We start from the raw sequence: 24,099 nt of genomic DNA on the forward strand, positions 1-24,099 counted from the left end.
GGCACTGCTATCAGATACCTTATAAGGCATCCATGACCGACGAAACCGCAGATCCCAATAAAAAGCTTGGAAAAAGCGAGCTTAGGCGTGGCTGGACCACGGGCGCATGCGCAACCGCTGCGACCAAGGCGGCGCTGACCGCGCTTATCACCGGCGAATTCCCCGACCCGGTCGGAATCATTCTGCCGAAGGGCGAAGTGCCTTACTTCCAGCTGGCCTATGAGGGGCTTGGTGAAGGCTATGCTATGGCGGGCATCGTCAAGGATGCGGGCGACGATCCGGATGTCACGCATGGCGCGACGATCATTTCTACCGTCTTTCCCGCACCGCCCGGAACCGGCGTGGTCTTTCGCGCTGGTGAAGGCGTCGGCACTGTCACACGGCCCGGACTGCCAATTCCGCCCGGTGAAGCCGCAATCAACCCGGTTCCGCGCCGCATGATGACCGAAATCTGCGAAGAAATCTGTGCCAAGTATGGCCTGCCCGCCGATCTCGTCATCACCATTTCCGTGCCTGATGGCGAAGAAATCGCCAAGAAAACGTGGAACCCGCGCCTTGGTATTGTCGGAGGCATTTCCATTCTCGGCACCACCGGTGTCGTGCATCCCTTCTCATGCTCGGCCTGGATTCACTCCATCCACCGCGGCATCGATGTGGCGCGCGCGGCGGGCCAGAAACATGTGCTTGGCGCGACAGGCTCGACCTCGGAAGATGCCGCGCAGGCGATCTATGATCTGCCCGATTTCGCCATTCTCGACATGGGGGATTTTGCGGGCGGCGTGCTCAAATATCTGCGCGACCACCCGATCGACAAACTGACAATCGCAGGCGGCTTCGCCAAGCTTACCAAGCTTGCTCAAGGCGCGCTCGACCTGCATTCGGCACGCAGTCAGGTCGATATGGGCTTTCTGGCAGAGATTGCCGAACAGGCTGGCGCACCGGGAAACCTCAAAGACCGGATTCTCTTTGCGAACACCGCCAAGGAAGTGCTTGATATGACTCAAGCAATCGGCATCGATATCGCCACGCCGATTGCCATCAGGGCAAAGGAAACGGCGCTTGCGACCTTGCGCGATGCGCCTGTCGATGTGGAAATCATCATGACCGACCGGGTGGGAGCCATCCTTGCCCGCGTCTAGACCCAAGGTCCTCATTCTGGGCGGCACGACCGAAGCAGCTCAGCTGGCGCAGGAGCTATCGGCCCTGCCGATCGACGTCGTGACCTCCCTTGCGGGACGCACCGCCAATCCGGCACCCTTGCCCGGTCCTGTGCGCAGCGGCGGTTTTGGCGGCGCAGACGGCCTCGCCGCCTATATCGCGGCTGAGAAAATCGACTACATCATTGATGCTACCCACCCTTATGCCACGCGCATTTCTCAAAATGCAGTGACGGCAACTGCCTCGACCAGAACGCCCCTGCTCCGGCTTGAACGAGCGCAATGGGTGCAGCAGAGCGGCGATCAATGGATCATCGTGGCCGATGAAGAAGAGGCAGAAAAACTGATCCCAGCGGGGGAATGCGTCTTCCTCGCGCTCGGGCGTCAGCATATTGCGCCTTTCGCAACCCGTGCCGACGCGCATTTCATCATGCGCATGATCGACCCGACCGATGCCCCTTTGCCTGCGGATTGTGAAATCCTGCTCGCCAGACCGGGCGACTATACGCAGGAAAAACAATTTCTGACGGAAAAGCGTATCGGGCTGATCGTCTGTCGCAATTCAGGCGGCGACACGTCCTATGCCAAGATCAGGGCCGCGCGCGATCTCGCCTTGCCCGTCATGATGATCGCCCGCCCAGCGGTCGTCGCTGAACATGTCGCATCAACTGTGGAAGAAACGGTCCGATTGGTCCGCTCACGATTCGGGCTTTGACCGGGCTGCATGGCTATGCGCCTCATGATAAAGCGCAGAGTCCCGAAAATTCCTCGGATCAAGCCCGCGTCCGACAAAAACCATCGCAGTTCGCTTCAGATCGGCCGCTTCGATCTTTCCGGCAATGTCCGATAAAGTGCCACGCAGGATGAGTTCATCCGGCCAGCCGACGCGATAGGCCACGACAACCGGGCAGTCCGCACCATAAAGCGGCGTCAGCTCACGTTCGATCTTGCCAAGATTGCGGATCGACAGGTGGATGACCAAGGTGGCCCCCGAACGACCGAGCGTGGCGAGGTCTTCACCTGCCGGCATGGCCGAGGATTTCATCGACGTGCGCGTGAGAATGATCGTCTGGTTGACTTCAGGGATCGTCAGTTCCTGCTTCATCGCCGCTGCTGCTGCGGCGAAAGCCGGAACGCCTGGCGTCACATCATAGGGAATGCCTAGCGCATCAAGCCTGCGCATCTGTTCGGCAACAGCGCCATAGATGGACGGATCGCCGGAATGAACGCGGGCGACATCCTGCCCCTTCGCATATGCTGCCGCCATTTCAGCGATGATTTCATCGAGCGTCATGGACGAGCTGTCGACAAGCCGCCCATCCGCCGGTGCGGAAGCAACCACATCCTTTGGCACCAGCGATCCCGCATAAATGCAGACGGGGCATTTTTCGATCAGCCGCAGGCCGCGCACAGTGATGAGGTCTGCCGCACCCGGACCGGCGCCAATGAAATGAACGGTCACGTCTTTTTCCTTGTTCTCCTGCCCTTCGAATGCCTTCGACGGGAGAACAAAGTCAATTACTTTTCAGCGCCTTTCGGCATCAGATCCTCGATATCGTCGAAGATCGATTGCCATTCTTCTGGCGAAAGCTCGAAGAAATTGAAGCTACGCAGCAGAAATGCACCCTCATTGGCGATGAAGGCGAGACGCGCCCGGCGGCCTTCGGGCGTCGAAACATCAAGCCCGTTCCACTGTTTACGATACCAGTCGCGCGTATCGTCCAGATGCTCGGTATTGGGGGTAAGGCTCGTCATCATTGCCGCGAAACGGGAATTGTCTTCCGCATCGCTGTCGCGCGTCACCTTGATATGCGCCGCGATATGCGCCAGCGCGTCGGCCTCGCCCCCCTTAACGGCATCGACTTCCGCATCAAAGCGATCGCCCCATCGCGCGATCATGGCCTTCAACAGCCCGTCCTTGTTCTTGAAGCAATATTGCACGCCGCCCTTGGTCACGCCTGAAGCCTGAGCCACCGCGTCCATCGTCAGAGCCGCGACACCGCCTTCCGTGACGAGTTTTTCAGCCATGTCCAGCACGTGATCGCGATCAATCGTGCGGGGACGTCCCATCTTGTGCAACTTATTACTTTCCATACGGATGGATTTATATTATGTCACCCGGCTCGACAAGTTTAAATACAACCGTATTGAAAAGGTGAACTCCGATGTTGCCGCAAAATCGCTGGCTGGTTCTTGCAATCGTTTCCAGCGCGCTGTTCCTGATCGTTGTGGACATGACTGTGCTCTACACAGCCCTGCCGCACCTGACGCACGATCTGGCAGCCAGTGCTTCGGAAAAGCTCTGGATCATGAATATTTACCCGCTGGTCGTGGCGGGCCTGCTGCCCGGCCTCGGTACGCTGGGCGACAAGCTTGGGCACAAGCGTATGTTCATGACCGGCCTCGTCGTATTCGGTTTAGCGTCGCTTTGCGCAGCCTATTCGCCCACCCCGGAAGCGCTCATCGCCGCGCGGGCTTTTCTGGCCTGTGGTGCAGCTATGATGATGCCTGCGACGCTTTCGATCATCCGCCTGACCTTTACCGACGAGCGTGAACGCTCGCTTGCCATCGGCATCTGGTCGGCTATCGCTTCCGGCGGCGCGGCTCTCGGCCCAGTCGCGGGCGGCGTGCTGCTCGAATATTTCTGGTGGGGCTCGGTGTTCCTCATCAATGTGCCCGTTGTTGCGATTGCCCTTCTGCTGTCCGCCTACAATCTGGAAAATCGCCCGCTTGGCTCCGCGCGCAAGTGGGATCTGGTCGGCTCGATCCAGATCATGGTTGCGCTGATTGCGCTGACTTATGCGGTCAAGGAACTGGCAAAGCGCGATGCATCAATGACTGTCTTCGCAGTCGTTTTCGCGGTCGGAGCTATTGCTGCCTTCATCTTCGTGCGCAGACAGTTTTCCGGCAGAGAACCATTGATCGATTTTACGCTCTTCCAGAACCGGCTGTTCTCGATAGGCGTATTCGCAGCGCTGGTCGCCTCTGGAGCCATCACGGGTATGGAACTGGTTTTCAGCCAGCGCTTGCAGCTGATCGAGGGTTTCTCGCCCTTGCAGGCAGGGCTGGCGATTCTGCCGATTCCGCTTGCCGCTTTCGTGGCTGGTCCGCTGGCTGGCATGCAACTGCCCCGCATCGGTGCAGGCCGACTGCTGTCCGGCGCACTGGCCACCGCAGCGCTTGGCGTGATTGTCTATATCCTGACCTTCAAGGCGTCAGGCTACAGCTATCTCATCGGCCTCGCCCTGCTGGGCTTCGGTGTAGGTGCCGCAATGACCGCCGCTTCCTCGGCCATCATGGGCAATGCCCCTGCCGATAAGGTTGGGATGGCGGCATCCATTGAGGAAGTGTCCTACGAGCTTGGCAATGCGCTGGGCGTCACGATCTTCGGCGGCATCCTGTCTGCCTCCTACACGGCAAGCATGGCGCTTCCAGATGGCAGCACCATTGCGCCTGTCGTTCGCGACAGTCTGGATGAAGCGCTTCTGGTCGCCCAGAATTTGCCAAAGCTGGAGGCAGAAAACCTCGTTGCTCTGGCCTCAAACGCTTTCGAGAATGCCTATGTGGCGGTGATTGTCGCGACCGCAGCGCTGTTGCTGCTTGCAACAATTGCGACCTGTTTTGTGCAGCGTCGTCGTAAGGCGGTTACTGTCTAAACGACAATATGACGATCCAGCTTCACGCTATCGCAACTGCCGCGGTGGCGTGAAGCACACCAGTCTTGTAAACGATCAGCTTGGCCGAGGGTCCCGCCCCGGCAAGGGCAGCAGCTTCGGCAACCCCGTGACAACCGATACGCCTGAACACAGCTTCAGAGGGATTGGCGAGACGCGGCGTTTCTTCTTCGAGACGCCCGGCCTCGTAGAAGCGCAAGGCGCACCCATAATGAGCCGCCAGTTCAGTCCATACGGATTCACCCGCTTTCGATGCCAGCGTGGCGATCATGTCAGGCTTGCGCAGTCCGCATTGCGATAAAACACTGCCCGCAAGGGCCATCAGCTCGCCAAGCGTCGCGCCTGAAGAGCTGCCCATTCCCAGAACGGAAAGCCGAGCCTTACGCCCCACAGGGCGAACCCCGTTGCGCCTGCTGCAATTCTTCATGCTTGATGCCCAGCACATCCGCAACGCGCTGGATCAGCACCGTTTCCGATTTGTCGATACGGTTATCGGCGCAGGCAATCGTCATCAGATCGCGCAACAGCGACAGGCGACGTTCGGGGGCCATTTCGGCCAGCATATTCGCGGCCTGCTTGGTCGTGGTTTCGTAAGCGAAATCCTTCAAATATTCGGCCACTTCCGGAATATCTTCCGCTGCGATACCGAAATTCTTGAAGGCGATTTCCTTGAAGGCCGCAATTTCCGCTGGATGCTGGTCGCCATCGGCGAACACAACATGCAAAAGCAGCAGCAATTCCGAAGCCAGCGCCGGATCATCGGCAACACGCTGTACGGCACTCTTCTTGTTCAAAAATGCGCTAATGCGGTCGAAGATGCTTTCGCTCATAGGCGCCCCTCCGGGTTCGTGGTTAGATGCACATCATTAATGCTGGCGCATCGGGAAAACAACGTTATGTTGCGACAACAGTTCCCGGACCCTCCCCATGCCAGAATTTCTCGACTCACTTACCCTGCTCCTGACGGCTGCCGCGTTCATCGCTGGCATCATCGATTCCATTGCCGGCGGTGGCGGTATGATCACCATCCCCGCTTTGCTGCTTGCGGGCATTCCTCCGGTGGAAGCGCTCGGCACCAACAAGCTGCAAGGACTATTCGGCTCATCGTCGGCGACACTCGCCTATGCGCGCAAGGGACATGTGAATATTCGCGAGCAATGGCAGGAAGCGCTTGCTTCGCTGATCGGTTCTGTTTTCGGCGCACTGCTCGCAACAGTTTTACCCGTTGCAATCATGCGCACCGCATTGCCGCTGCTGTTGATCGCAATCGCCCTCTATTTCGCCCTGAAACCGAATATCGGCGATATCGACCGTTCCCGCCGCATCGGCCCGTTCCTGTTTGGCATGACCATCGTGCCGCTGATCGGCTTTTATGACGGCGTATTCGGCCCGGGCACGGGATCGTTCTTCATGCTCGCCTTTGTGGCGCTGGCAGGTTACGGCGTCCTGAAAGCCACCGCCCACACGAAGCTGTTGAACTGCGCCTCCAATGTCGGCGGCTTTGCGACCTTTGCAGCGGTCGGCGTCATCAACTGGAAGATCGGCATCTGCATGGGCATTGCGCAGTTCATCGGCGCGCAGATCGGCGCGAGCCTTGCGATGAAGGTCGGCTCGCGCATGATCAAGCCATTGCTGATCGTGGTCAGTCTCGCGCTGGCCGTGCGTCTTTTGATGGACCCCACCAATCCATTGCGGCAGTGGGTCGGGTTCTAAACCCGTAGCGCCACCAGCACGACACCGCAGCCGATCAGCACGATGCCGAACCAGTTGATGGTCGACATGCGCTCGCCGAGAAATACAGCGCCGAACAGCGCCACAAGCACCACCGAAAGCTTGTCCACGGGCGCGACGCGCGCCGCATCGCCAATTTGCAAGGCACGGAAATAGGCAAGCCAGGACGCCCCGGTTGCCAGACCGGACAGGACGAGAAACAGCCATGACTTGGCGGAAATCTCGCCCGGCCTTTGCCATTGGCCGGTGATCGTCAGAAACAGGCACAGCGCGCCGATAATGACAAAAGTACGGACCAGTGTTGCAAAGTCCGAATTGATGCCCTGAATGCCAACCTTTGCGAAAACCGCGGTCAGCGCAGCAAATACCGCCGACATCAGGGCCCAGAACTGCCAGCTTGCTACCATAATCAGAACTCTATCCCCTTCTGGGCTTTCACGCCCGAACGGAACGGATGCTTGATCATTTCCATCTCGGTGACAAGATCGGCCACCTCGATCAGCTCATCTTTCGCGTTTCGACCGGTCACGATGACGTGCTTCATCTCAGGCTTGGCTTTCAAGACTTCGACGATTTCGTCCACGGGAAGATAATCATAGCGCAAAACGATATTCAGCTCGTCGCAAAGCACCATGTCGATATCTTCATCCATGATCATGGCCTTGGCCTGTTCCCATGCGCCACGCGCCATGGCGATATCGCGGCTGCGGTCCTGTGTTTCCCAGGTAAAGCCTTCGCCCAGCGCCGAAATCGTCACCTGATCGGGGAATTTTTCCAGAACCCAGCGTTCGCCCGTATCCCACGATCCCTTGACGAACTGCACAACGCCGATCTTCATGCCGTGACCGAGCGCACGGAACACCATGCCAAAACCGGCAGTGGATTTGCCCTTGCCCTTGCCCGTATGGACAATCACGAGACCCTTTTCCTCGGTCTTGGTGGCCTGAATCTTGTCGCGTGCGGCCTTCTTCTTGCGCATCTTGTCCGCATGGCGCGCATTCAGCTCATCTTCGGTCATCGACAGAAGTTTTTCAGATTTCTCAGCCATTTGTCGCCCTTTCCGGATTCAACTTCTGAAGATTTTCCAATATGAACCGCGCCGAATTCGAACGCGGCGTCCAGAAACCGCGCTCGACTGCATCATTCAGCTTCGCGGCGGTTTCCGCCAGCGCTGCCGGGTTCTTTTCCGCCATGAAATCATGGACCGCCTTGTCGGCGATATAGGCCTGATAGACCGCCTCGAAATGATGGTTGCCAACCTTGCCAGTGGTCGCCGCAAAGGCGAACAGATAATCGACCGTCGCCGCGATTTCCGCCGCACCCTTATAGCCGTGGCGCATCACCCCTGCGATCCATTTCGGATTGGAGGCACGCCCGCGCACCACACGCGAAAGCTCTTCCTCAAGCGTGCGGATCACCGGCTTTTCCGGCCGCGAATGGTCGTTGTGATAAACCGTTGGCATAGCGCCGGTCAGGTTTTCCACCGTCGCAGCCATGCCGCCCTCGAATTGGTAATAGTCGTCACTGTCCAGAAGATCGTGTTCCCGATTGTCCTGATTCTGCACGACAGCCTGCACCGAACGCAGGCGTTCTTCGAGAAGGCCGCGTTCTGCCTGCCCCTCCTCGCCCGCGCCATAGGTATAGCCGCCCCAGACAAGCCAGGCTTCCGCCAGATCGTTGCGCCCGGCCCAGCCGTTTTCGTCGATCAGCGCCTGCAATCCTGCGCCATAAGCACCCGGTTTTGAACCGAACACGCGATAACCCGCGCGACGTTGCGCCGTTTTTTCATCGGCTCCACTGGCGACGAGACGCGCCTGCTCTGCCGCCATGCGCGCTGCAATCGGATTGTCTTCCGCGTCTTCGTCCAGCGCTCCAACCGCACGGACCGCCTTGTCGAACAAGGCGATCTGTTCGGGAAACGCATCACGGAAAAACCCCGATATGCGCAAGGTCACATCGACACGGGGACGCCCGAGCATGGCAAGCGGTACGATTTCGTATCCAGTGACGCGGCGCGAGGCCATATCCCAAACCGGCTTCACACCGATCAGCGCCAGAGCCTGCGCAATGTCGTCACCACCCGTGCGCATATTGGACGTGCCCCAGGCCGTGAGACCAAACGAGGTCGGCCATTCGCCATGGTCCTGCGTGTAACGCGTAACCAGCAGTTCCGCCGATTTGCGCCCCAGTTCCCACGCGGCAGGTGTTGGCACAGCACGACTGTCGGTCGAGAAGAAATTTCGTCCGGTCGGCAAGACATCGGGCCGTCCGCGCGTTGGCGCGCCAGATGGCCCCGGCGGCACGAAGCGTCCATCGAGCGCGGTCAGCAGGCCTTCGATTTCTGCGGGACCACAGGCAAGAACGCTGGGGCGCAGATGATCGACGATCGCTTGCAACACGGCGTCAGTCTGTTGCCAGTCTCGCGGACAAGCCTGCACGCCCGAAACGAACTTTGCCGCCAGAAGCTCAATACGTTCCACCGTGTCGCCCGTTATGCGCCAGGTCGCCGGGCTAACTTCAGCCAGCAATGCTGGCTTCGGCCCTGTCCACGGATCGGCCATGTTGCAATCGAGGGGATCGAAACCTTCATCCAGCCCGGCATCGGTGGCAATGGCGCGCTGCAAGCTCTGGTCACCGGCACTTCCGCCCAGCGAAACCGGCACGCCACGCGGAACGCGGGCCAGTGCCACCAGAAGATCGGTCAAAAGCCGCGCCTGCGGCGCTTGCCCGAAAATATGCAGCCCGTCGCGGATCTGCATTTCCTTCAGATCACAGAGATAGGCGTCGAGCTTTTGCAGCGCCATGTCTTCGTCGTCATGGTCGTGAATGCCTGCATCACGGTCGAGACCAATATCGCGTACCAGATCGAGAATCTGCCCCTTCAGGCGTAACAGTCGACGCGGATCGACACCCGACGCTTCATAATATTCGTCGACGAGCGCTTCGAGATCCTTCAGCGGGCCATAGCTTTCGGCACGGGTCAAAGGTGGCGTCAGATGATCGATGATCACCGCGCCCGCACGGCGCTTGGCTTGCGTGCCCTCGCCCGGATCATTGACGATAAACGGATAGATATGCGGCGTCGGCCCGAACACGGCTTCGGGATAGCAATTTTCAGACAGTGCCAGCGCCTTGCCCGGAAGCCATTCAAGATTACCGTGCTTGCCCATGTGAACAATAGCATCAACATCCGCTATCGCACGCAGATAGGCATAGAAAGCGATATAGCCATGCGGCGGCACCAGATCCGGCGAATGATAGCTGTCCTTCGGATCGATGTTGTAGCCGCGTGCGGGCTGAATGCCGGTCAGCGTTTCGCCGAGCCGCATCAACGGCAGCGCAAAGGCGTCGCGTTCGTCGTCGAAAAAGGGATCCGCTTCCGGCTCACCCCAACGGGCGGTGACTTCCGCCTGAATCGCATCGGGAAGTTTTTTAAAAAAGTCGTTGTATTGATTGAGCGAAATGGTCTCACGAATCTCCCGGCCATCGCGTGCGGCATTGGTCGGCCCGGCCATCAAAAGCTGCATCAGCGCATCGCTGTTCGCAGGCACTTTGCCAGTCTGATAACCCGCATCGGCCATAGCCTTGAGCGTTTCAACTGTTCCGGCAGGCGTATCCAACCCAACGCCATTGCCTAGCCGCCCGTCGCGGTTGGGATAGTTGGCAAGGATCAGCGCCACACGGCGCTCGGCAGCCGTCTTTCGCTTCAATCGCACCCAGTTCGCTGCGAGTTTCGCCACAAAAGCCACACGGTTTTCATCCGGCTCGTGGGTGACGATATTCGCCTCCACCGCCGCATCGAACTGCCGTGCCGATTTAAACGAAACCGCGCGCGACAGAACGCGCCCGTCCACCTCTGGCAAGGCAACATTCATGGCCAGATCGCGCGCCAGCAATCCCTGCTGAGAGGCCTGCCAGACCGCCTTCGGCGTGCCGGAGAAAATCACCTGCAAAACCATGTTGCCGCGCTTGTCGAGCACGGTTGGCTTGCGTTCTGCGCCCGGTGAGGAAATGGCAAAGCCGGTCGCGTTCAGCACGATATCCGGCGGGCAATCTTCAAAAACACCGTCCACGACGGCAGCAGACAGCCGGTCCTTGAGGCTGGAGACGAACACAGGCAACGGATTGATGCCTTCCGCCTGCAAACCCGCAATCAACGCCTCAACCGGCTGGGTCTGGCCGCTTTGCACCAGCGCACGATAGAAGACGATCGCCGCAACGGGTGCATCCTTGATCCAGCGGCTGCGGATGAGATCGAGCGGAACCACCGGCTCACCGGGCCACCAAAGACCCGCTTTGAGCAGCGGCGCTGCTTCGGCCGGTTTTTCGCCCCCACCAATCAATGCTGCGCAATAATCAAGGAAGGCGCGCATATTGGAAGCACCGCCCTCGATCAGATAATGCCACAGCGCGTCACGGTCGGCGCTCGCAACCGTCGAGAAACGATCCAGCCCATGATCGGGCTTGTCATCACCGGGAAGCACCGCAATCTTGACGCCATGATTCACGGCGCAGGCATGAAGCGCTTCCAGCCCATAAGGCCAGTAAGTCTCGCCGCCGATAATGCGCACGATAATCAGCTTTGCATGACGCGCCGTCCGCTCGACATAAGCGTCGACGGACATGGGATGCGTGAGGCTCAGAAAACTGGCAAGCCGCAGGCTTGGCCCGTCTGGCTCAGCGCGATGCGCCTGCGCAAGACTGGCCAGTTCCGTGTCGGCAGCGGAAAGGAACAGAATATCACCCGGCGTCTGGCCGAGATCGACGGCCTCATTGCCGTCGCTGATCGTTCCTTTCTGGGCAAGCAGAAGATGCATTACAAAACTGCGTCTTTCACGGCCTTGGCAATGGCGGTTTCATCAATCTCATGCAGACCGATGACTACGAGCCGCGTCGAACGGGCTTCATCCTTGCCCCAAGGGCGGTCGAAGTAATGCTCGATACGCGGGCCGACAGCCTGCACCACCAGACGCATCGGCTTGCCCGGTACATCGACAAAACCCTTGAGCCGCAGAACATCGTGGTCCGCGATGATGGTCTTCAGCTTTTCGGCAAAGGCCTTCGGGTCCGAAACAGAACCGGCTTCGACAACAAAGCTCTCGAATTCATCGTGATCATGCTCGTGGCCATCGGCATGATGGATTTCATGATGCGACTTGCGGTTGGCGATATCGTCTTCCGTACCGACACCAAGGCCGAGCAGCACATCAGCGCCAAGCTTGCCGAAACTTGCAGGCACCATGTTGACGCGGCGCGACGAGCGCTCGGCAACGTCAGCCTTCACGCTATCGAGGCTCGACGCGTCGATCAGATCGGCCTTGTTGAGCACGATCAGGTCGGCGGCGTGAATCTGGTCTTCAAACAGTTCTTCAAGCGGGCTTTCATGATCAAGCGATTCATCGGCAGCGCGCTGCGCATCCACCTTGTCATGATCGTCTGCAAAACGGCCTTCGGCTACAGCGGCGGCATCGATAACCGTCACCACGCCATCGACCGTGACCTGTGTCTTGATTTCCGGCCAGTTGAAGGCGGCGACCAGCGGCTGCGGCAATGCAAGGCCGGACGTCTCGATGACGATGTGATCCGGACGGTCCGCGCGGTCGAGCAGCTTGGTCATGGTCGGGATGAAATCATCGGCAACGGTGCAGCAAATGCAGCCATTGTTGAGTTCGATCACGTCTTCCTCGCGACAGGTTTCGATGCCGCAACCTTTCAGAATGCCGCCATCGACACCCAGATCACCAAATTCATTGATGATCAGCGCAATGCGCTTGCCATTGGCGTTTTCGAGCAGATTGCGGATCATCGTGGTCTTGCCCGATCCGAGAAAGCCGGTGATCACGGTAGCCGGTATCTTTTGACCCTGCATAAAATTATCCCTTCATCTTGAGCGGCAAACCTGCCGCCATGAAATAAACTTCGTCTGCCGCCGCAGCGATGGCCTGATGCAGAAAACCTGCATGATCGCGAAATTCCCGCGCCATGCGGTTTTCCGGCACGATGCCGAGCCCCACTTCGTTGGACACAAAAACCACTGGCCCGCCGAGGGCCGAAAGCACAGCGACCAGATCGTGTGATTCCGCGGCAATGTCGCGCTCGGCCATCATGAGATTGGTGACCCAAAGGGTCAGGCAGTCAACCAGCACGAATTTCGATGATTGTGCCTGTTGCAGAAGTGCGCTCTTCAGATCGAGCGGCTCTTCTACGGTCTGCCATTGCGTGCCGCGTCGGTCGCGATGCACAGCAATACGGCTCTCCATTTCTCCGTCGAAGGCGCGCCCCGTCGCCAAATAGACCGGCTGAAGCCCGGAGGCTTCAACCAGCTTTTCGGCATAGGACGACTTACCCGAACGGGCTCCGCCAAGAACAAAGGTTATTTTTCCGGGCAGAGCCACGCTATCAGCCTTCCAGTTCCGATGCGGCGTAATGCTGGATAAACCAGCCAAGCGCCAGACCGATCACCGCCCACATGAACAGGTTCGTCGCCAGCGAAGCGACCGCATATTGCGATGCGAGCAGCGACGGTATTGGCGATGCAATATCCTCTGGATGCGGCGCGCCATAGACATGCGGGGCAATAATGGCGACGAGGCCGAGCAATTTTGCCCAGATTTCGCCGCGCAGCACGATCAGATAGAGACCGACACCGCTAAGAACGACCGTCGATATCCACCAGAGCTGGCGCTGGACAAGATCAGCCGCAGGCATGGCCGGCAGTTCCGGCGACAGGCCGAGCGCTGGCATGAACGCCACCGCGAAGAAACCGGCCATGCCCCAGTAAAGGCCGTTCTGCACCGTGATCGGGCGACCGAGCAGCAACGCAATACCACCGAGCAGCAGAGCAAAACCAGAACCGGCAACGAGGTTGGCCAGGATCGTATTGCCAAGACGGCCAAACGGCAGTTCTGCCCCGGCTTCTTCTTCGGCTGGTGCGGCTGCTGCCGCATGATCATGGGCGGGGGCTTCGGCATCGGCCTGTGCATGCGGCGCGGCTTCCGCCGGTCCATGACCCAGATCGTGGCTATGACCGCCGCCAGCCTCTTCATAAACTTCCGCCTGCAGGATGAGCGGAACGGTCTTGAGATACATGGCAGGCGTCACGAGAAGCCCTGCCAGAAGGCCCGCAGCAAGCGTAGCCAAAAGATAACGGATCAACATTTTAGTCCCCCAACTGCAAAAAATCGCCGATAGCCACAGCCATCGGACGCAAAGCAGTGTCAGCTTCCTTGAAAAACACGTCTACGTTCATTCCCCACGCAAACCAGCGCGTAAACGCGGTTCGCAATGTCGATGCTAATGCATCAATGGCAGGGAAAGCCGTAAGAATGGCGGGTATCGTGCGCTGAATCGTGCAGCGTATCCGAATGCGCAAGGCCAACGCCGTAAACGAGAAAGGCGCCGAGGAGCAGGGAAACCACAGCCGTACCAAGGCGTGCAGCCAAAGGCAGAGATACAGTGGTGGAGAGAGAATTATTTATACGTGCGGCCATGACAACCTCCGTGCAGGCAGCAGGGAAAAACCTCCCATGGGGCGCGGGTATAATACCCTTCTGCAACAGGCAGGTCTCCTGGCTCACGGGTCGTCGGTAATGTCACCGCCTTCCCGGAACTGTAAGTTCCAGTGGCTGCCGGTTGCCCGGCCTGGCTTCATTCCTCTCCGCTCTACAGTCGCGGGGTCGGCTGCGATCAAGACGCCCGAATTGGGTCCGTCCTTCGCATTCCCTCTTGGTCCCACCGGATTCGTCCGGCGAAAACCTGTCACATGGTCGGACATTAGGCCTTTGCTAAAGCACCGTCAATCGGGCTTGCGGGCACAAAAAGCTCGTAGCTGACGCCGCGTCCAGATATCGATTGCATCGGCATGAACGGCTATATGCGGCCATAGCCAAAGCATGAGACCCACGACCAAGGTCCAAGCTATTACGACATCCGACAAGAAATGCGCGCCCATGAAGATGCGATTCATGGAAATAAGCGCCAGAAAAGGGACTAAAACCACAACAACGAGGACACGCCGACGCTCTGGAACAAAAATCAGTAAAGATAGCATTGCAACAGCGGCAGCACCCTCTCCAGATGGAAAAGAGCAGTTTATATTGCAAGCGGTCGTCATTTGCCAGGCTGGCGTAAAATCCATTGCACCACCAAATTCCAGCAAATGTCTCGGCCGCGCCCGTCCAATAAGCAACTTTAAGCTATGCACCAAAGCTCCTGGACCTAGAATGAAGGTCAAGAAAACGTATACTACCTTGTGTGGTGCGATTGATGGTAGCGGATGCCTCCACAACGCATAAACAGCAAGCAAAATCAGCAATATCACCAGCAGATATAACTGACTGGCGCGATGAAAATCCCTTAGAATAATCCAACCAACTGAATCTGCTGCAAAAAAGACCCCCGATTGATAAAAATATCGACTAAAAACCATATCAATTTGGGGTACAACAATGAAGAATGCGTTGATCGCTATGAATAAATATACATAGCTACCCTTTTGAAATACACGATTAATACTTGTAAATAAAAATATAATATGCAAATTAATCTCACTAAAATATTCATCATAGAATTAATATGAATATTTTGTTCGAAAATAGATTTTAAATTGTTAATTTTATGAAAAATTACATATTTCTAAGTATTTTATAAATAGTTATTACTCAATTCGCAAAGACATCAAGAGTAAGTGCGCATAATTTAAATCATCCTAACACTATAAAGGCGGCCTGACATCAAATTAAAGAGAAGATCGCATCGATATCGAGACAGGCTTCCAGCCCCTCGGCCAATTCATCGAGCGCCGTCTCGACGGTCAAACGATAATTGCCTGCGCCGCCTTCGACCCCCAGCGTGGCGAGAAATTGCTGCCGGAAGCGATCCGCGCCGAAAACGCCATGCAGATAAGTCCCCATAATCCGACCATTCGGAGAGACCGCGCCGTCATCATGATCCCCGATGCGTGCAAAAGGCCTGAACATATCGGTCCCTGTGGTGCGGCCGATATGAATTTCATATCCTTCAAGTGGCGCATCATAGAGCAATGAATTTGCCTCGACATTGCGGACGACTTTTTCCGGCTCCATGATGGTTTCGATATCCAGCAGCCCCAGTCCTTCCGCTTCGCGCACCTGTCCTTCAATCCCGTGCGGATCGCGGATGCTGCGCCCCAGCATCTGAAAGCCGCCGCAGATACCGAGCACATGTCCGCCGCGCTTTACGTGCGCTGCCAGATCACGATCCCATCCGTTTTCGCGAAACGCCAGCAGATCGGCAATGGTGGACTTCGTTCCGGGCAACACGACCAGCCCGGCATCGGGCGGAAGCGGCTTACCGGGCGGCACCATGACCACCTCCACGGCAGGCTCGACCTTCAGTGGGTCCAGATCGTCAAAATTGGCGATGCGCGGCAACATCGGAACCGCAACTTTCAGCGCCTTGTCGGCGCTGCGCACGGCACGCTCCAGAACCACCGAATCTTCGGCAGGCAATCTGGAAACAGCCTTGAGCCACGGAACAACACCGAAAGAAGGCCAACCGGTGAAGCGCCCTATCGCTTCCAGCCCGTCGTCGAACAGAGAAATGTCACCGCGAAACTTGTTGATGATGAAACCGCGCACCATGGCGCGATCTTCTTCCGGCAGGATTGTGTGCGTCCCTACCAGCGAGGCAATCACCCCGCCCCGATCAATATCACCGACCAGCACCACCGGCACATTTGCCCGTGTTGCGAAGCCCATATTGGCGATATCTCCGGCCCGAAGATTGATTTCCGCTGGCGAGCCCGCCCCTTCAATCAAAACGAGATCTGCACCTTCGCTGACGATGGAAAAGGATTCCATCACCGACGCCATCAGGTGCGGCTTTAGTTCCTGATAATAGCGCCCGCGCGCTTCGCCGCGCACCTGGCCCTGCACCACGATCTGGCTGCCCATATCCGTCTGGGGTTTCAGCAGAACAGGGTTCATATGCACCGACGACGGAATGCCGGATGCCAGCGCCTGTAGCCACTGGGCACGACCGATTTCCCCACCGTCATCACTGACCGCAGCATTGTTGGACATGTTCTGAGGCTTGAACGGACGGACCTTCAATCCGCGATTGCGCGCCACGCGGCAGAGCCCTGCGACAAGCACACTCTTGCCGACATCAGACCCAGTTCCCTGAAACATAATTGCCCGTACCATCTGACCTGCGTAGCCGAAACGGTAAGCCATGGCAATCTGGGTCTAAGCCTGCGCCTCACAGCACATCCAACGCGCTCCGCAATGCACCTTCTATGCAAAAATGCGCATCAGTTTATTACAAATGTGAGCAAGATTATTCCAATGGAGCGTTGGCAGCTCTCCGGTCTTATGCTCTAGTCCACCTCAGAGGAGCGGTACTCATAGGGAGGAAACCATGGATGCTGCCGAACAGAACCAGTTCGAGCTGAACGAAGAACAGCTTGCCATTCAGGAGATGGCGCGCGGCTTCGCCAGCGACCGGATTGCACCCCATGCGCTGCAATGGGACCGCGATAAACATTTCCCGGTTGATGCGCTTCGCGAGGCCGGATCACTCGGCATGGGCGGCATCTACGTCCGCGAGGATGTCGGCGGATCAGCGCTGAAACGCATGGATGCGGTGCTTATTTTCGAGGCGCTTGCCGCCGCCTGCCCGTCATTCTCGGCCTTTGTCTCTATCCACAACATGGCTGCGTGGATGATCGACACATTTGGCAACGAGACGCAACGCCAGCAGTTCCTGCCTAGTCTGGCATCGATGGATCGGCTGGCCAGTTATTGCCTGACCGAACCGGGTTCCGGCTCGGATGCGGCCGCCCTTCGCACCCGCGTCACGCGGGATGGCGACCATTATGTCATCAACGGTGCAAAGCAGTTTATTTCCGGTGCCGGAGAGACCGACATTTACGTCACCATGGTGCGTACCGGCGAGGACGGTCCGAAAGGCATTTCCACCCTCGTTGTGCCGAAAGATGCACCCGGCCTGTCCTTCGGCGCTAACGAATACAAGATGGGCTGGAACTGTCAGCCGACACGAACAGTCATTTTCGACAACTGCCGCGTACCGGCGGAAAACCGGCTTGGCGACGAAGGCACAGGCTTCAAGATCGCTATGGCCGGTCTCGACGGTGGACGGCTGAATATCGGAGCCTGCTCGCTCGGCGGTGCACAATCCGCGCTCGACAAGGCGCTGGATTATTGCGGCGAGCGCAAGGCCTTCGGACAAACAATAGACCGTTTTCAAGCCTTGCAGTTTCGCCTTGCGGATATGGAAACGGAACTTTCGGCTGCACGGCTGCTGCTTTACGCCGCCGCAAGCAAGCTCGACCGCAAGACCCACGATGCTGGCAAATGGTCGGCCATGGCCAAGCGGTTTGTGACCGACACCGGCTTCAATGTCGCCAATGAAGCGCTGCAGCTCTTTGGCGGCTACGGTTATCTCCACGATTACGGGATCGAAAAGCTGGTCCGAGACCTGCGCGTGCACCAGATTCTGGAGGGGACCAACGAAATCATGCGCGTGATCATTGCAAGGCATATGATCGGCCGCTGAACAGCACTTAATACGGAGGAGTTTATCATGGCCACTATCGCATTTATCGGCCTCGGCAATATGGGCGGCCCGATGGCGGCAAATCTGGTCAAGGCCGGACACACGGTGCGCGGGTTTGATTTGTTGCCGCAGCATCTTGAAGAGGCACGCGCCAATGGATTGCAGATTGCGACCAGCGCGGTGGATGCCGTTGCGGATGTCGACACGGTCATCACCATGCTGCCTGCTGGCAAGCATGTTCTCGCCGTTTATGAGGAAATCGCCCCTAAGGCGCGAAAAGATTCAGTTTTTATCGATTGCTCCACAATCGACGTCGATTCCGCCCGCAAGGCGCATGCGCTTGCAGCAAGTCATGGACATCTCTCCATCGATGCGCCGGTTTCGGGCGGCACGGGTGGTGCAGCCGCAGGCACACTGACTTTTATGGCCGGCGGCAGTGACAAGGCCTTCGAGCGTGGCGAACCAATCCTCAAGCCAATGGCTGGCAAGATCGTGCATTGCGGCGGCGACGGAGCCGGACAGGCTGCCAAGATCTGCAACAATATGATTCTCGGCATTTCGATGATCGGCGTCAGCGAAGCCTTCGTGCTGGCCGAGAAACTCGGCCTTTCACATCAGGCGCTTTTCGACGTTGCTTCCACATCGTCGGGGCAGTGCTGGTCGCTCACCACTTATTGTCCGGTCCCGGGGCCGGTTCCGACCTCGCCAGCAAACCGTGATTACAAGCCGGGCTTTGCCGCAGCGCTGATGCTGAAGGATCTGAAGCTTTCGCAGGAAGCTGCGAAAAGCGCTGGCGCGGAAACTCCGCTTGGCGCACATGCGGAGGCGATTTATTCCCTGTTCGACAGTGAAGGCCATGGCGGCGACGACTTTTCCGGCATTATCAACCATCTGCGCGAAAAGTCGGATACAAAGTAAAAGAAGATCACATTCATGAAAAAACTTGCCTCAAAAAGGCAATGTTTAGATTTGCTTAATCCTCTGCTAACCGTACGGTAACGATGTTCGGATAAAAAGGAGCTCGAGACAGGCTGAGCCTCTCTCGATGCTCCGGATCTGGTATTGCGTACCGGAGCTTTATGTATCTCTCACCAGCGTTTTTTCGGTGGGATTGCCATGCGTAGTTGGCAAAACCGTGCGCCGTCAGGCAGCGCGGTTTTTGCCGTAAACGAAAATTTTATCAAATATTGTCCGCTTATTTCGATTGATTGGCGCTGCGCGGATTGAAATCCGAACATAATCCTGTGACATGTAGCAGCCTGTTTGCGCCTATCTGGGGCATTTCGTTCAGCATCGGGACTTCAAGCTTGACCGCATTAAGACAAACCGCGTCTACCGCAGACAAAGAAATACTGGGACTGCCTTGGGCCGTTCTTTTTATAGTGTGCTATTTCGTGCTTCAGGCCGTTCTGGTGACATATATCTCCAATGGTGCTGGACTCGATGATGCGGAACAGCTCGCCAATATAGGCTATCTCGACTGGGGCTATGGCGGTTCGCAGCCGCCGCTCTATACATGGACGACCAATCTTGCCGCCTCTGTCTTGGGCACATCCATGCTGACGCTTCAAATCGTGAAGTTCGGCATGCTGGCAAGCCTCTTCCTCAGTGTCTTTGGCGCCATGCGGCTTCTGGGCTTTTCGCGCTCCGTGGCTTCGGCCAGCATGCTCGGCCTCTTTCTTATTCCACAGATCGGCTGGGAATCGCAGCGCGCATTGACCCATTCGGTGGCAGGTACGGCGGGATGCGGCTGGACCTTCCTGGCCTTTGCCTGGCACATGCGCAAGCGCAGCGTGATTTCGGCTGCTCTCCTTGGCGTTGCCATGACCGCAGCGCTTCTGGGCAAGTTCAACGCGTCGTTCTTCCTGATCATGGTGATCATAACCGGGCTTTCAGTCCCGGAATATCGAGCTGTATTGCTGTCGAAACTTTCGGCTGTCACCCTGCTCGCCTTCGCAATTTGCGTCGGACCGACTGCAACATGGATGTTCGCACATAAGTCGAGCGTCATTGCCCGTTCGGGCAAATTGCAGATGGGCGCATCGGGAAACCTGTTCTTCGACCGGCTGAACGGCATTGAGAGCTTCGTTGAAGCAGCCTTCCTGTTTTCGGTTCTGGCACTGGCAATCGCAGCGATTATCGCCCTCATCCACATCAAGAAGCGCACGGTGCCCACCACGCCCTATACACCTGGCGAGACATTCATGCGCCGTCTGGTGGTTGTCGGTCTGCTTATCGTTCTCATCGGTGTCGTTGTGACGGGCGCCAATGACGTCAAGGACCGCTGGCTTCAGCCTGTGCTATTTCTTTTGCCCGCCGTTCTGGCTTTCCGTCTGGAGCGTTTCCGCATCGGCAAACGCCCGGTTACCGAATACGCGGTCATGGGCGCGGTGGTTGCCCTGCTGGTTCCGCCGGTTCTGTCCTATTATCTCATCTATGGGTCGAGCGCCCCGCCCTATGGGCAGTTGGATTATCGCCAGCTTTATACGGAAATCAGCAGCCATGGGCCTTTCAAGACCATCGTGGCGGATAATGCACAGATACCGGGCAATTTCCGGCTATTCGATCCATCGCTGAAGGTGGTGCACCCTGAAACGCCTGACGGAGCCAAGCAGATCACAATGCCAATTCTGGTCATGTGGTTTGGCGATGCCACGCCCAATGCGCACATTACAGGCCTTTTGGCGAACGCAAATATTCCAGTGCCGACAACAGGCATCATGACGACAAGCATCGCTTATAAAACGCGCCCTGATATGCAGATGCCGGTGGGATATTTCCTCGTTAACGCGCAATAAGCATCATATAAGCGCTTTGACGAGCGTCTGAACGACCAGGAATGAAAAGGCCCGGGATATGATCCCGGGCCTTTGTCTTAAATTCTTATTCCACCGTCTGTTGAACGGCGTGCGCCGTGCCTTTTACATCGCGCCCAACGCCGCGAACCGTATTGGCACAAGAAGCCAGTGTGAAGGCACAGAGAACAATAGCAACTGGGACAAGGCGGGTCAGTTTCATAGCGGTCTCTCCGATAGGATGTCGTTACAGCCCAAAAGAACGGGCACACATGCTCTTACTTAACCAGCATTCCATTGGCCCACCCCGAACCCCGCCTCTGTCTGCTGGTCATGAAGCCGTTTTCATCCGGCTGTCATATAGGAAACCTAGCGCAACCTTTTGTCCTGACAAGAGAAGGCATTACTTACACCCACAAGTTCTTGTGAGCTGCATCAGCAAGAACGAAAAGTCTCGAAGCGCCCTGTGCGGCGATAAGCTTCGAAGACACTGCGCAAATTCTCCGCCACGGCATGAATATGCGGCCCGGCTTCAGGCCTGATAATCATGCCGAGCTGATAACGCCCGAGTTCAGGCAAGTCATGCTCCGAACCCAGTGCAACAATGCCTTCGCCGAGCAAGGTCTTCGCAAAGGGCGCAATGGCGAGATCGGCCATGATCGCAGCACGCTGTCCGGTCGAATGTGAACTCATATAAGCGATGCGATAAGGGCGGCCCGAGCTTTCGAGCGCTTCCAACGCATTGCCGCGCCAGGCACAACCCTCTTCCCAGATGGAAAGCGGCAGCGGATCGCGGCGATAGGCCGTTCCGCATTTCGCCCCGGCCCAGACGAGTTCCTCATCGAGCAAAACTTCCGTGTCGCCCTTGCCGGGCACCGTATGCGAGATATTGACCAGCGTAACATCGAGACGCCGTTCATCGAGGCGCTTGCGCAAATTGCTGCTCTGATCAATCACCACATCGACCGTCACACCCGGATGGGTTTCCGCAAAGCGCTTGAGAACGAGCGGCAGAACGCATTCGCCGATGTCATCCGGCGAACCAAGCCGCACCACGCCAGTGACGGTCGGTGCGACAAATTTTGAAACCGCCTCACGATTGAGCGCCAGAAGGCGACGCGCAAAGCCGAGCAGAACCTCACCATCGCTGGTCAGCGTCACAGAACGGGCATCGCGGTCAAACACTGCGACGCCGATCTGTTCTTCAAGTTTCTTGATTTGCATCGATACGGCCGACGGTGTGCGAAAAACCGCATTGGCGGCGGACGAGAAACTGCCCGTGTCTGCAATCGCGACGAAAGTGCGAAGGACATCGATATCGAGCATTGGCAAAGGATGCTGGACGGGCGCTGTCATAACGGGACTCCGGTAATGATAAATCAAATTTTCTGATCTTAAGCCTTTTTATATTTCGTTTGATTGAACGTCAAGCACAGCGCACATTAACCCCATCGAAAACACAAACCCCGCTGCAGCAGGCATTCAAACCAATCCATTCTCGCCCGAGGAGACCGAAAATGACCGTACAATGCCAGACCATGGGCCAGACCGCGGGCCCCACTGCAAACCGTGCTCGCCGTCAAACGACATCAACATCCGGAACCTCACTTGTCTGGTTGCGCCAGGCTTATGTCGACCTGCGGAGCCAGATCGATCAGTGGCTGCTCGACCGCAAGATCGCCCGCACCCGCCTCTCGATCCAGAATCTGCCCGAACATATCCGGCAGGACATTGGCTGGCCGGCAATCGACGACCGCCTTCCGGTCGTGCGACAAGACCGCCCCGCGAGCCAGAATACAGCGCGCAAGGGCTGATTTGCGACAATTATCACTTTTCGAATGAGGGCGAGCCTGCTTCGCCCTCATTTTCACGACATAAAAATACCTTCTCGCGGCAGGCATTTAGCCGCACTTTGCAACCTAACCGTTCTGTGTCTCAATAAAGCACTATCCCGTTTGCGTCATTGCCCTCCCCTAGCATTTGCGGGCAACGATACCGGGATCACCGGTCTGATAGCGACCGGTAAATGCGGGGCAGAAATCGACCCCGCAGTCGTGACGGAGACGTAAGCAGCACCGCGTCGGGAACCGCGGCACCTGCTTCAAAAAATGGGAACGGTCCGGTTATGAACCAGGCTTCATCGATCAAGCGGTCTATTGTTTTTTTTCTGGTTCCGAACTTTTCGATGATCGCGTTTGCGACGGCCATCGAGCCGCTGCGCATCGCCAATCGTATGCTCGGTTATGAGGCCTATCACTGGCGCCTGACGTCGACGGATGGCCAACCGGTCACGGCATCAAATGGCGTCGTTTGCGCCGTCAATGCGTCGCTGGAAGACGAACGACGCTATCTGCAACGCGAACAGCGCCCGTCCATGGTGTTTGTCTGCTCCGGCGTCTATGTCGAGGATTTCCGCAACAAGTCGGTCTTCGCCTGGCTGCGCGAAGAATATAATCGCGGCGTGGCGGTCGGCGGGCTTTGCACCGGCGCGCATATTCTCGCGGCAGCCGGACTTCTTTCCGGCAAGCGCTGCGCCATTCATTGGGAAAATCTGCCGGGCTTTGCGGAAGCTTTCCCGAAAGCCGAGGTCTATGCGGACCTGTTCGAATTCGACAGCAATATCTACACCTGCGCGGGTGGCACCGCTTCGCTCGATATGATGCTAAAGCTGATCGGCGATGATTTCGACGCCAATCTGGTCAATAAGATCTGCGAACAGGCGCTGACCGACCGCGTCCGCAGCCCGCAGGACAGGCAGCGCCTGCCGCTGCGCGCGCGCCTCGGCATCCAGAACTCCAAGGTTTTGACCATCATCGAGATGATGGAAGCCAACCTGTCAGAGCCGCAGGCGCTGATCAATGTCGCCCATACGATCGGCCTGTCGCGCCGTCAGGTCGAGCGGCTGTTCCGGCAGGAGATGGGGCGTTCCCCGGCCCGCTATTATCTGGAAATCCGCCTCGACCGCGCACGACACCTGCTTTTGCAGTCATCCATGCCGGTCGTGGAAGTGGCAGTGGCATGCGGTTTCGTTTCCGCGTCGCATTTTTCCAAATGCTATCGCGAACTCTATGGCCGCTCGCCGCAACAGGAACGCGCAGATCGCAAAATGCTCATCGCGGCATAGGCCGGATCATTGCTGCGAATGAGCGCGCCGCCAGTCTGGCGCTTGTGTAAAAGATAAGAAAA

At 57.4% G+C, this 24,099-nt stretch carries 24 protein-coding genes and 1 riboswitch; of the genes, 9 read left to right on the plus strand and 15 right to left on the minus strand.

Features of this window, described 5'->3' with window-relative positions:
• Positions 1 to 32 precede the first annotated feature (32 nt).
• Both ACTJKP_RS03195 and ACTJKP_RS03200 read left to right on the plus strand, forming a co-directional pair.
• On the plus strand, positions 33 to 1,139 hold the full coding sequence (locus ACTJKP_RS03195; protein WP_440629667.1) for a cobalt-precorrin-5B (C(1))-methyltransferase: 1,107 nt from the start codon (positions 33 to 35) through the stop codon (positions 1,137 to 1,139).
• On the plus strand, positions 1,126 to 1,872 hold the full coding sequence (locus tag ACTJKP_RS03200; RefSeq protein WP_440629668.1) for a cobalt-precorrin-6A reductase: 747 nt from the start codon (positions 1,126 to 1,128) through the stop codon (positions 1,870 to 1,872). Before ACTJKP_RS03195 ends, ACTJKP_RS03200 begins: the two co-directional genes overlap by 14 nt.
• Here ACTJKP_RS03200 and cobM read toward each other — a convergent pair.
• The gene (gene cobM / locus ACTJKP_RS03205) at positions 1,855 to 2,619 is read right to left on the minus strand and encodes a precorrin-4 C(11)-methyltransferase (RefSeq protein WP_440629669.1); all 765 of its coding nucleotides are present in this window, start codon (positions 2,617 to 2,619) and stop codon (positions 1,855 to 1,857) included. The two genes, ACTJKP_RS03200 and cobM, sit on opposite strands and share 18 nt — an antisense overlap.
• A 56-nt stretch (positions 2,620 to 2,675) precedes the next feature.
• Positions 2,676 to 3,236, minus strand: coding sequence for a TetR/AcrR family transcriptional regulator (locus tag ACTJKP_RS03210; protein ID WP_440629670.1), 561 nt, complete (start codon positions 3,234 to 3,236; stop codon positions 2,676 to 2,678).
• Positions 3,237 to 3,322: 86 nt separating this feature from the next.
• Between ACTJKP_RS03210 and ACTJKP_RS03215 the strand changes: the two genes are divergently transcribed.
• Positions 3,323 to 4,813 (plus strand): MFS transporter, encoded by a 1,491-nt coding sequence (locus tag ACTJKP_RS03215; protein ID WP_440629671.1) that lies wholly within the window; start codon positions 3,323 to 3,325, stop codon positions 4,811 to 4,813.
• A gap of 22 nt (positions 4,814 to 4,835) precedes the next feature.
• On the opposite strand, the gene ACTJKP_RS03220 is transcribed toward ACTJKP_RS03215, so the two are convergent.
• Together ACTJKP_RS03220 and ACTJKP_RS03225 are read right to left on the minus strand one after the other, a co-directional pair.
• Positions 4,836 to 5,189, minus strand: coding sequence for a cobalamin biosynthesis protein (locus tag ACTJKP_RS03220; protein ID WP_440629871.1), 354 nt, complete (start codon positions 5,187 to 5,189; stop codon positions 4,836 to 4,838).
• Positions 5,190 to 5,211: 22 nt separating this feature from the next.
• Positions 5,212 to 5,661, minus strand: a complete 450-nt coding sequence (locus tag ACTJKP_RS03225) for a TerB family tellurite resistance protein (RefSeq protein WP_078339313.1) — start codon at positions 5,659 to 5,661, stop codon at positions 5,212 to 5,214.
• A gap of 97 nt (positions 5,662 to 5,758) precedes the next feature.
• On the opposite strand from ACTJKP_RS03225, the gene ACTJKP_RS03230 reads away from it, so the two are divergent.
• Positions 5,759 to 6,544: a TSUP family transporter gene (locus tag ACTJKP_RS03230; RefSeq protein ID WP_440629672.1), complete on the plus strand. Its 786-nt coding sequence runs from the start codon at positions 5,759 to 5,761 to the stop codon at positions 6,542 to 6,544.
• Here the strand turns inward: ACTJKP_RS03230 and ACTJKP_RS03235 are convergent.
• The 9 genes from ACTJKP_RS03235 to ACTJKP_RS03275 form a co-directional block, all read right to left on the minus strand.
• Complete coding sequence (locus ACTJKP_RS03235) at positions 6,541 to 6,969, minus strand: EamA family transporter (protein ID WP_440629673.1); 429 nt, start codon at positions 6,967 to 6,969, stop codon at positions 6,541 to 6,543. The genes ACTJKP_RS03230 and ACTJKP_RS03235 overlap by 4 nt on opposite strands.
• A 2-nt stretch (positions 6,970 to 6,971) precedes the next feature.
• Positions 6,972 to 7,610, minus strand: coding sequence for a cob(I)yrinic acid a,c-diamide adenosyltransferase (gene cobO / locus ACTJKP_RS03240; protein ID WP_440629674.1), 639 nt, complete (start codon positions 7,608 to 7,610; stop codon positions 6,972 to 6,974).
• A complete protein-coding gene (gene cobN, locus ACTJKP_RS03245) occupies positions 7,603 to 11,379 on the minus strand; it encodes a cobaltochelatase subunit CobN (RefSeq protein ID WP_440629675.1) in 3,777 nt (1,258 codons plus the stop codon). The genes cobO and cobN overlap by 8 nt, the downstream gene beginning before the upstream one ends.
• Positions 11,379 to 12,431: a cobalamin biosynthesis protein CobW gene (gene cobW / locus ACTJKP_RS03250; RefSeq protein WP_440629676.1), complete on the minus strand. Its 1,053-nt coding sequence runs from the start codon at positions 12,429 to 12,431 to the stop codon at positions 11,379 to 11,381. Before cobW ends, cobN begins: the two co-directional genes overlap by 1 nt.
• Positions 12,432 to 12,435: 4 nt before the next feature.
• Positions 12,436 to 12,957: a bifunctional adenosylcobinamide kinase/adenosylcobinamide-phosphate guanylyltransferase gene (gene cobU, locus ACTJKP_RS03255; protein WP_440629677.1), complete on the minus strand. Its 522-nt coding sequence runs from the start codon at positions 12,955 to 12,957 to the stop codon at positions 12,436 to 12,438.
• A gap of 4 nt (positions 12,958 to 12,961) precedes the next feature.
• A complete protein-coding gene (locus ACTJKP_RS03260; protein WP_440629678.1) occupies positions 12,962 to 13,720 on the minus strand; it encodes a CbtA family protein in 759 nt (252 codons plus the stop codon).
• Positions 13,721 to 13,863: 143 nt separating this feature from the next.
• Positions 13,864 to 14,052, minus strand: coding sequence for a CbtB domain-containing protein (locus ACTJKP_RS03265; RefSeq protein ID WP_440629679.1), 189 nt, complete (start codon positions 14,050 to 14,052; stop codon positions 13,864 to 13,866).
• A 51-nt stretch (positions 14,053 to 14,103) separates the two neighbouring features.
• Positions 14,104 to 14,336, minus strand: a riboswitch (cobalamin riboswitch).
• Positions 14,337 to 14,357: 21 nt separating this feature from the next.
• Positions 14,358 to 15,101, minus strand: a complete 744-nt coding sequence (locus tag ACTJKP_RS03270; protein ID WP_440629680.1) for a phosphatase PAP2 family protein — start codon at positions 15,099 to 15,101, stop codon at positions 14,358 to 14,360.
• Between the two features lie 193 nt (positions 15,102 to 15,294).
• Positions 15,295 to 16,746 (minus strand): cobyric acid synthase, encoded by a 1,452-nt coding sequence (locus tag ACTJKP_RS03275; protein ID WP_440629872.1) that lies wholly within the window; start codon positions 16,744 to 16,746, stop codon positions 15,295 to 15,297.
• Between the two features lie 214 nt (positions 16,747 to 16,960).
• Between ACTJKP_RS03275 and ACTJKP_RS03280 the strand changes: the two genes are divergently transcribed.
• The 3 genes from ACTJKP_RS03280 to ACTJKP_RS03290 all read left to right on the plus strand — a co-directional run bounded on the left by ACTJKP_RS03280 (position 16,961) and on the right by ACTJKP_RS03290 (position 20,916).
• Complete coding sequence (locus ACTJKP_RS03280) at positions 16,961 to 18,118, plus strand: isobutyryl-CoA dehydrogenase (RefSeq protein ID WP_440629681.1); 1,158 nt, start codon at positions 16,961 to 16,963, stop codon at positions 18,116 to 18,118.
• Between the two features lie 27 nt (positions 18,119 to 18,145).
• Entirely contained in the window at positions 18,146 to 19,036 is an 891-nt protein-coding gene (mmsB, locus tag ACTJKP_RS03285) for a 3-hydroxyisobutyrate dehydrogenase (protein WP_440629682.1), read from the plus strand.
• 494 nt (positions 19,037 to 19,530) lie between these two features.
• Positions 19,531 to 20,916 carry an ArnT family glycosyltransferase gene (locus ACTJKP_RS03290; protein WP_440629683.1) on the plus strand — a complete coding sequence of 462 codons (1,386 nt, stop codon included), beginning with the start codon at positions 19,531 to 19,533 and terminating at the stop codon, positions 20,914 to 20,916.
• A gap of 85 nt (positions 20,917 to 21,001) precedes the next feature.
• On the opposite strand, the gene ACTJKP_RS03295 is transcribed toward ACTJKP_RS03290, so the two are convergent.
• Positions 21,002 to 21,136: an entericidin A/B family lipoprotein gene (locus ACTJKP_RS03295; RefSeq protein ID WP_078339325.1), complete on the minus strand. Its 135-nt coding sequence runs from the start codon at positions 21,134 to 21,136 to the stop codon at positions 21,002 to 21,004.
• A gap of 212 nt (positions 21,137 to 21,348) precedes the next feature.
• The gene (locus ACTJKP_RS03300; RefSeq protein WP_440629684.1) at positions 21,349 to 22,269 is read right to left on the minus strand and encodes a LysR family transcriptional regulator; all 921 of its coding nucleotides are present in this window, start codon (positions 22,267 to 22,269) and stop codon (positions 21,349 to 21,351) included.
• A 161-nt stretch (positions 22,270 to 22,430) separates the two neighbouring features.
• On the opposite strand from ACTJKP_RS03300, the gene ACTJKP_RS03305 reads away from it, so the two are divergent.
• Both ACTJKP_RS03305 and ACTJKP_RS03310 read left to right on the plus strand, forming a co-directional pair.
• Positions 22,431 to 22,727 (plus strand): hypothetical protein, encoded by a 297-nt coding sequence (locus tag ACTJKP_RS03305; protein ID WP_440629685.1) that lies wholly within the window; start codon positions 22,431 to 22,433, stop codon positions 22,725 to 22,727.
• Positions 22,728 to 23,038: 311 nt separating this feature from the next.
• Positions 23,039 to 24,037 (plus strand): GlxA family transcriptional regulator, encoded by a 999-nt coding sequence (locus ACTJKP_RS03310; RefSeq protein WP_078339328.1) that lies wholly within the window; start codon positions 23,039 to 23,041, stop codon positions 24,035 to 24,037.
• The last annotated feature ends 62 nt before the right edge of the window (positions 24,038 to 24,099 follow it).

This window comes from Brucella sp. 22210 (assembly GCF_052045675.1).
Taxonomy (GTDB): domain Bacteria; phylum Pseudomonadota; class Alphaproteobacteria; order Rhizobiales; family Rhizobiaceae; genus Brucella.

Excerpts from the sequence above, each read along its gene's own strand:
- cobO (WP_440629674.1), bottom strand. The coding sequence starts at position 7,610 with ATGGCTGAGAAATCTGAAAAACTTCTGTCGATGACCGAAGATGAGCTG.
- mmsB (WP_440629682.1), top strand. The coding sequence starts at position 18,146 with ATGGCCACTATCGCATTTATCGGCCTCGGCAATATGGGCGGCCCGATG.
- cobW (WP_440629676.1), bottom strand. The coding sequence starts at position 12,431 with ATGCAGGGTCAAAAGATACCGGCTACCGTGATCACCGGCTTTCTCGGA.
- ACTJKP_RS03230 (WP_440629672.1), top strand. The coding sequence starts at position 5,759 with ATGCCAGAATTTCTCGACTCACTTACCCTGCTCCTGACGGCTGCCGCG.
- ACTJKP_RS03295 (WP_078339325.1), bottom strand. The coding sequence starts at position 21,136 with ATGAAACTGACCCGCCTTGTCCCAGTTGCTATTGTTCTCTGTGCCTTC.
- ACTJKP_RS03260 (WP_440629678.1), bottom strand. The coding sequence starts at position 13,720 with ATGTTGATCCGTTATCTTTTGGCTACGCTTGCTGCGGGCCTTCTGGCA.
- ACTJKP_RS03215 (WP_440629671.1), top strand. The coding sequence starts at position 3,323 with ATGTTGCCGCAAAATCGCTGGCTGGTTCTTGCAATCGTTTCCAGCGCG.
- cobN (WP_440629675.1), bottom strand. The coding sequence starts at position 11,379 with ATGCATCTTCTGCTTGCCCAGAAAGGAACGATCAGCGACGGCAATGAG.
- ACTJKP_RS03310 (WP_078339328.1), top strand. The coding sequence starts at position 23,039 with ATGAACCAGGCTTCATCGATCAAGCGGTCTATTGTTTTTTTTCTGGTT.
- ACTJKP_RS03280 (WP_440629681.1), top strand. The coding sequence starts at position 16,961 with ATGGATGCTGCCGAACAGAACCAGTTCGAGCTGAACGAAGAACAGCTT.
- ACTJKP_RS03275 (WP_440629872.1), bottom strand. The coding sequence starts at position 16,746 with ATGGTACGGGCAATTATGTTTCAGGGAACTGGGTCTGATGTCGGCAAG.
- ACTJKP_RS03195 (WP_440629667.1), top strand. The coding sequence starts at position 33 with ATGACCGACGAAACCGCAGATCCCAATAAAAAGCTTGGAAAAAGCGAG.
- ACTJKP_RS03305 (WP_440629685.1), top strand. The coding sequence starts at position 22,431 with ATGACCGTACAATGCCAGACCATGGGCCAGACCGCGGGCCCCACTGCA.
- ACTJKP_RS03225 (WP_078339313.1), bottom strand. The coding sequence starts at position 5,661 with ATGAGCGAAAGCATCTTCGACCGCATTAGCGCATTTTTGAACAAGAAG.
- ACTJKP_RS03265 (WP_440629679.1), bottom strand. The coding sequence starts at position 14,052 with ATGGCCGCACGTATAAATAATTCTCTCTCCACCACTGTATCTCTGCCT.
- ACTJKP_RS03300 (WP_440629684.1), bottom strand. The coding sequence starts at position 22,269 with ATGACAGCGCCCGTCCAGCATCCTTTGCCAATGCTCGATATCGATGTC.
- ACTJKP_RS03220 (WP_440629871.1), bottom strand. The coding sequence starts at position 5,189 with ATGGGCAGCTCTTCAGGCGCGACGCTTGGCGAGCTGATGGCCCTTGCG.
- ACTJKP_RS03235 (WP_440629673.1), bottom strand. The coding sequence starts at position 6,969 with ATGGTAGCAAGCTGGCAGTTCTGGGCCCTGATGTCGGCGGTATTTGCT.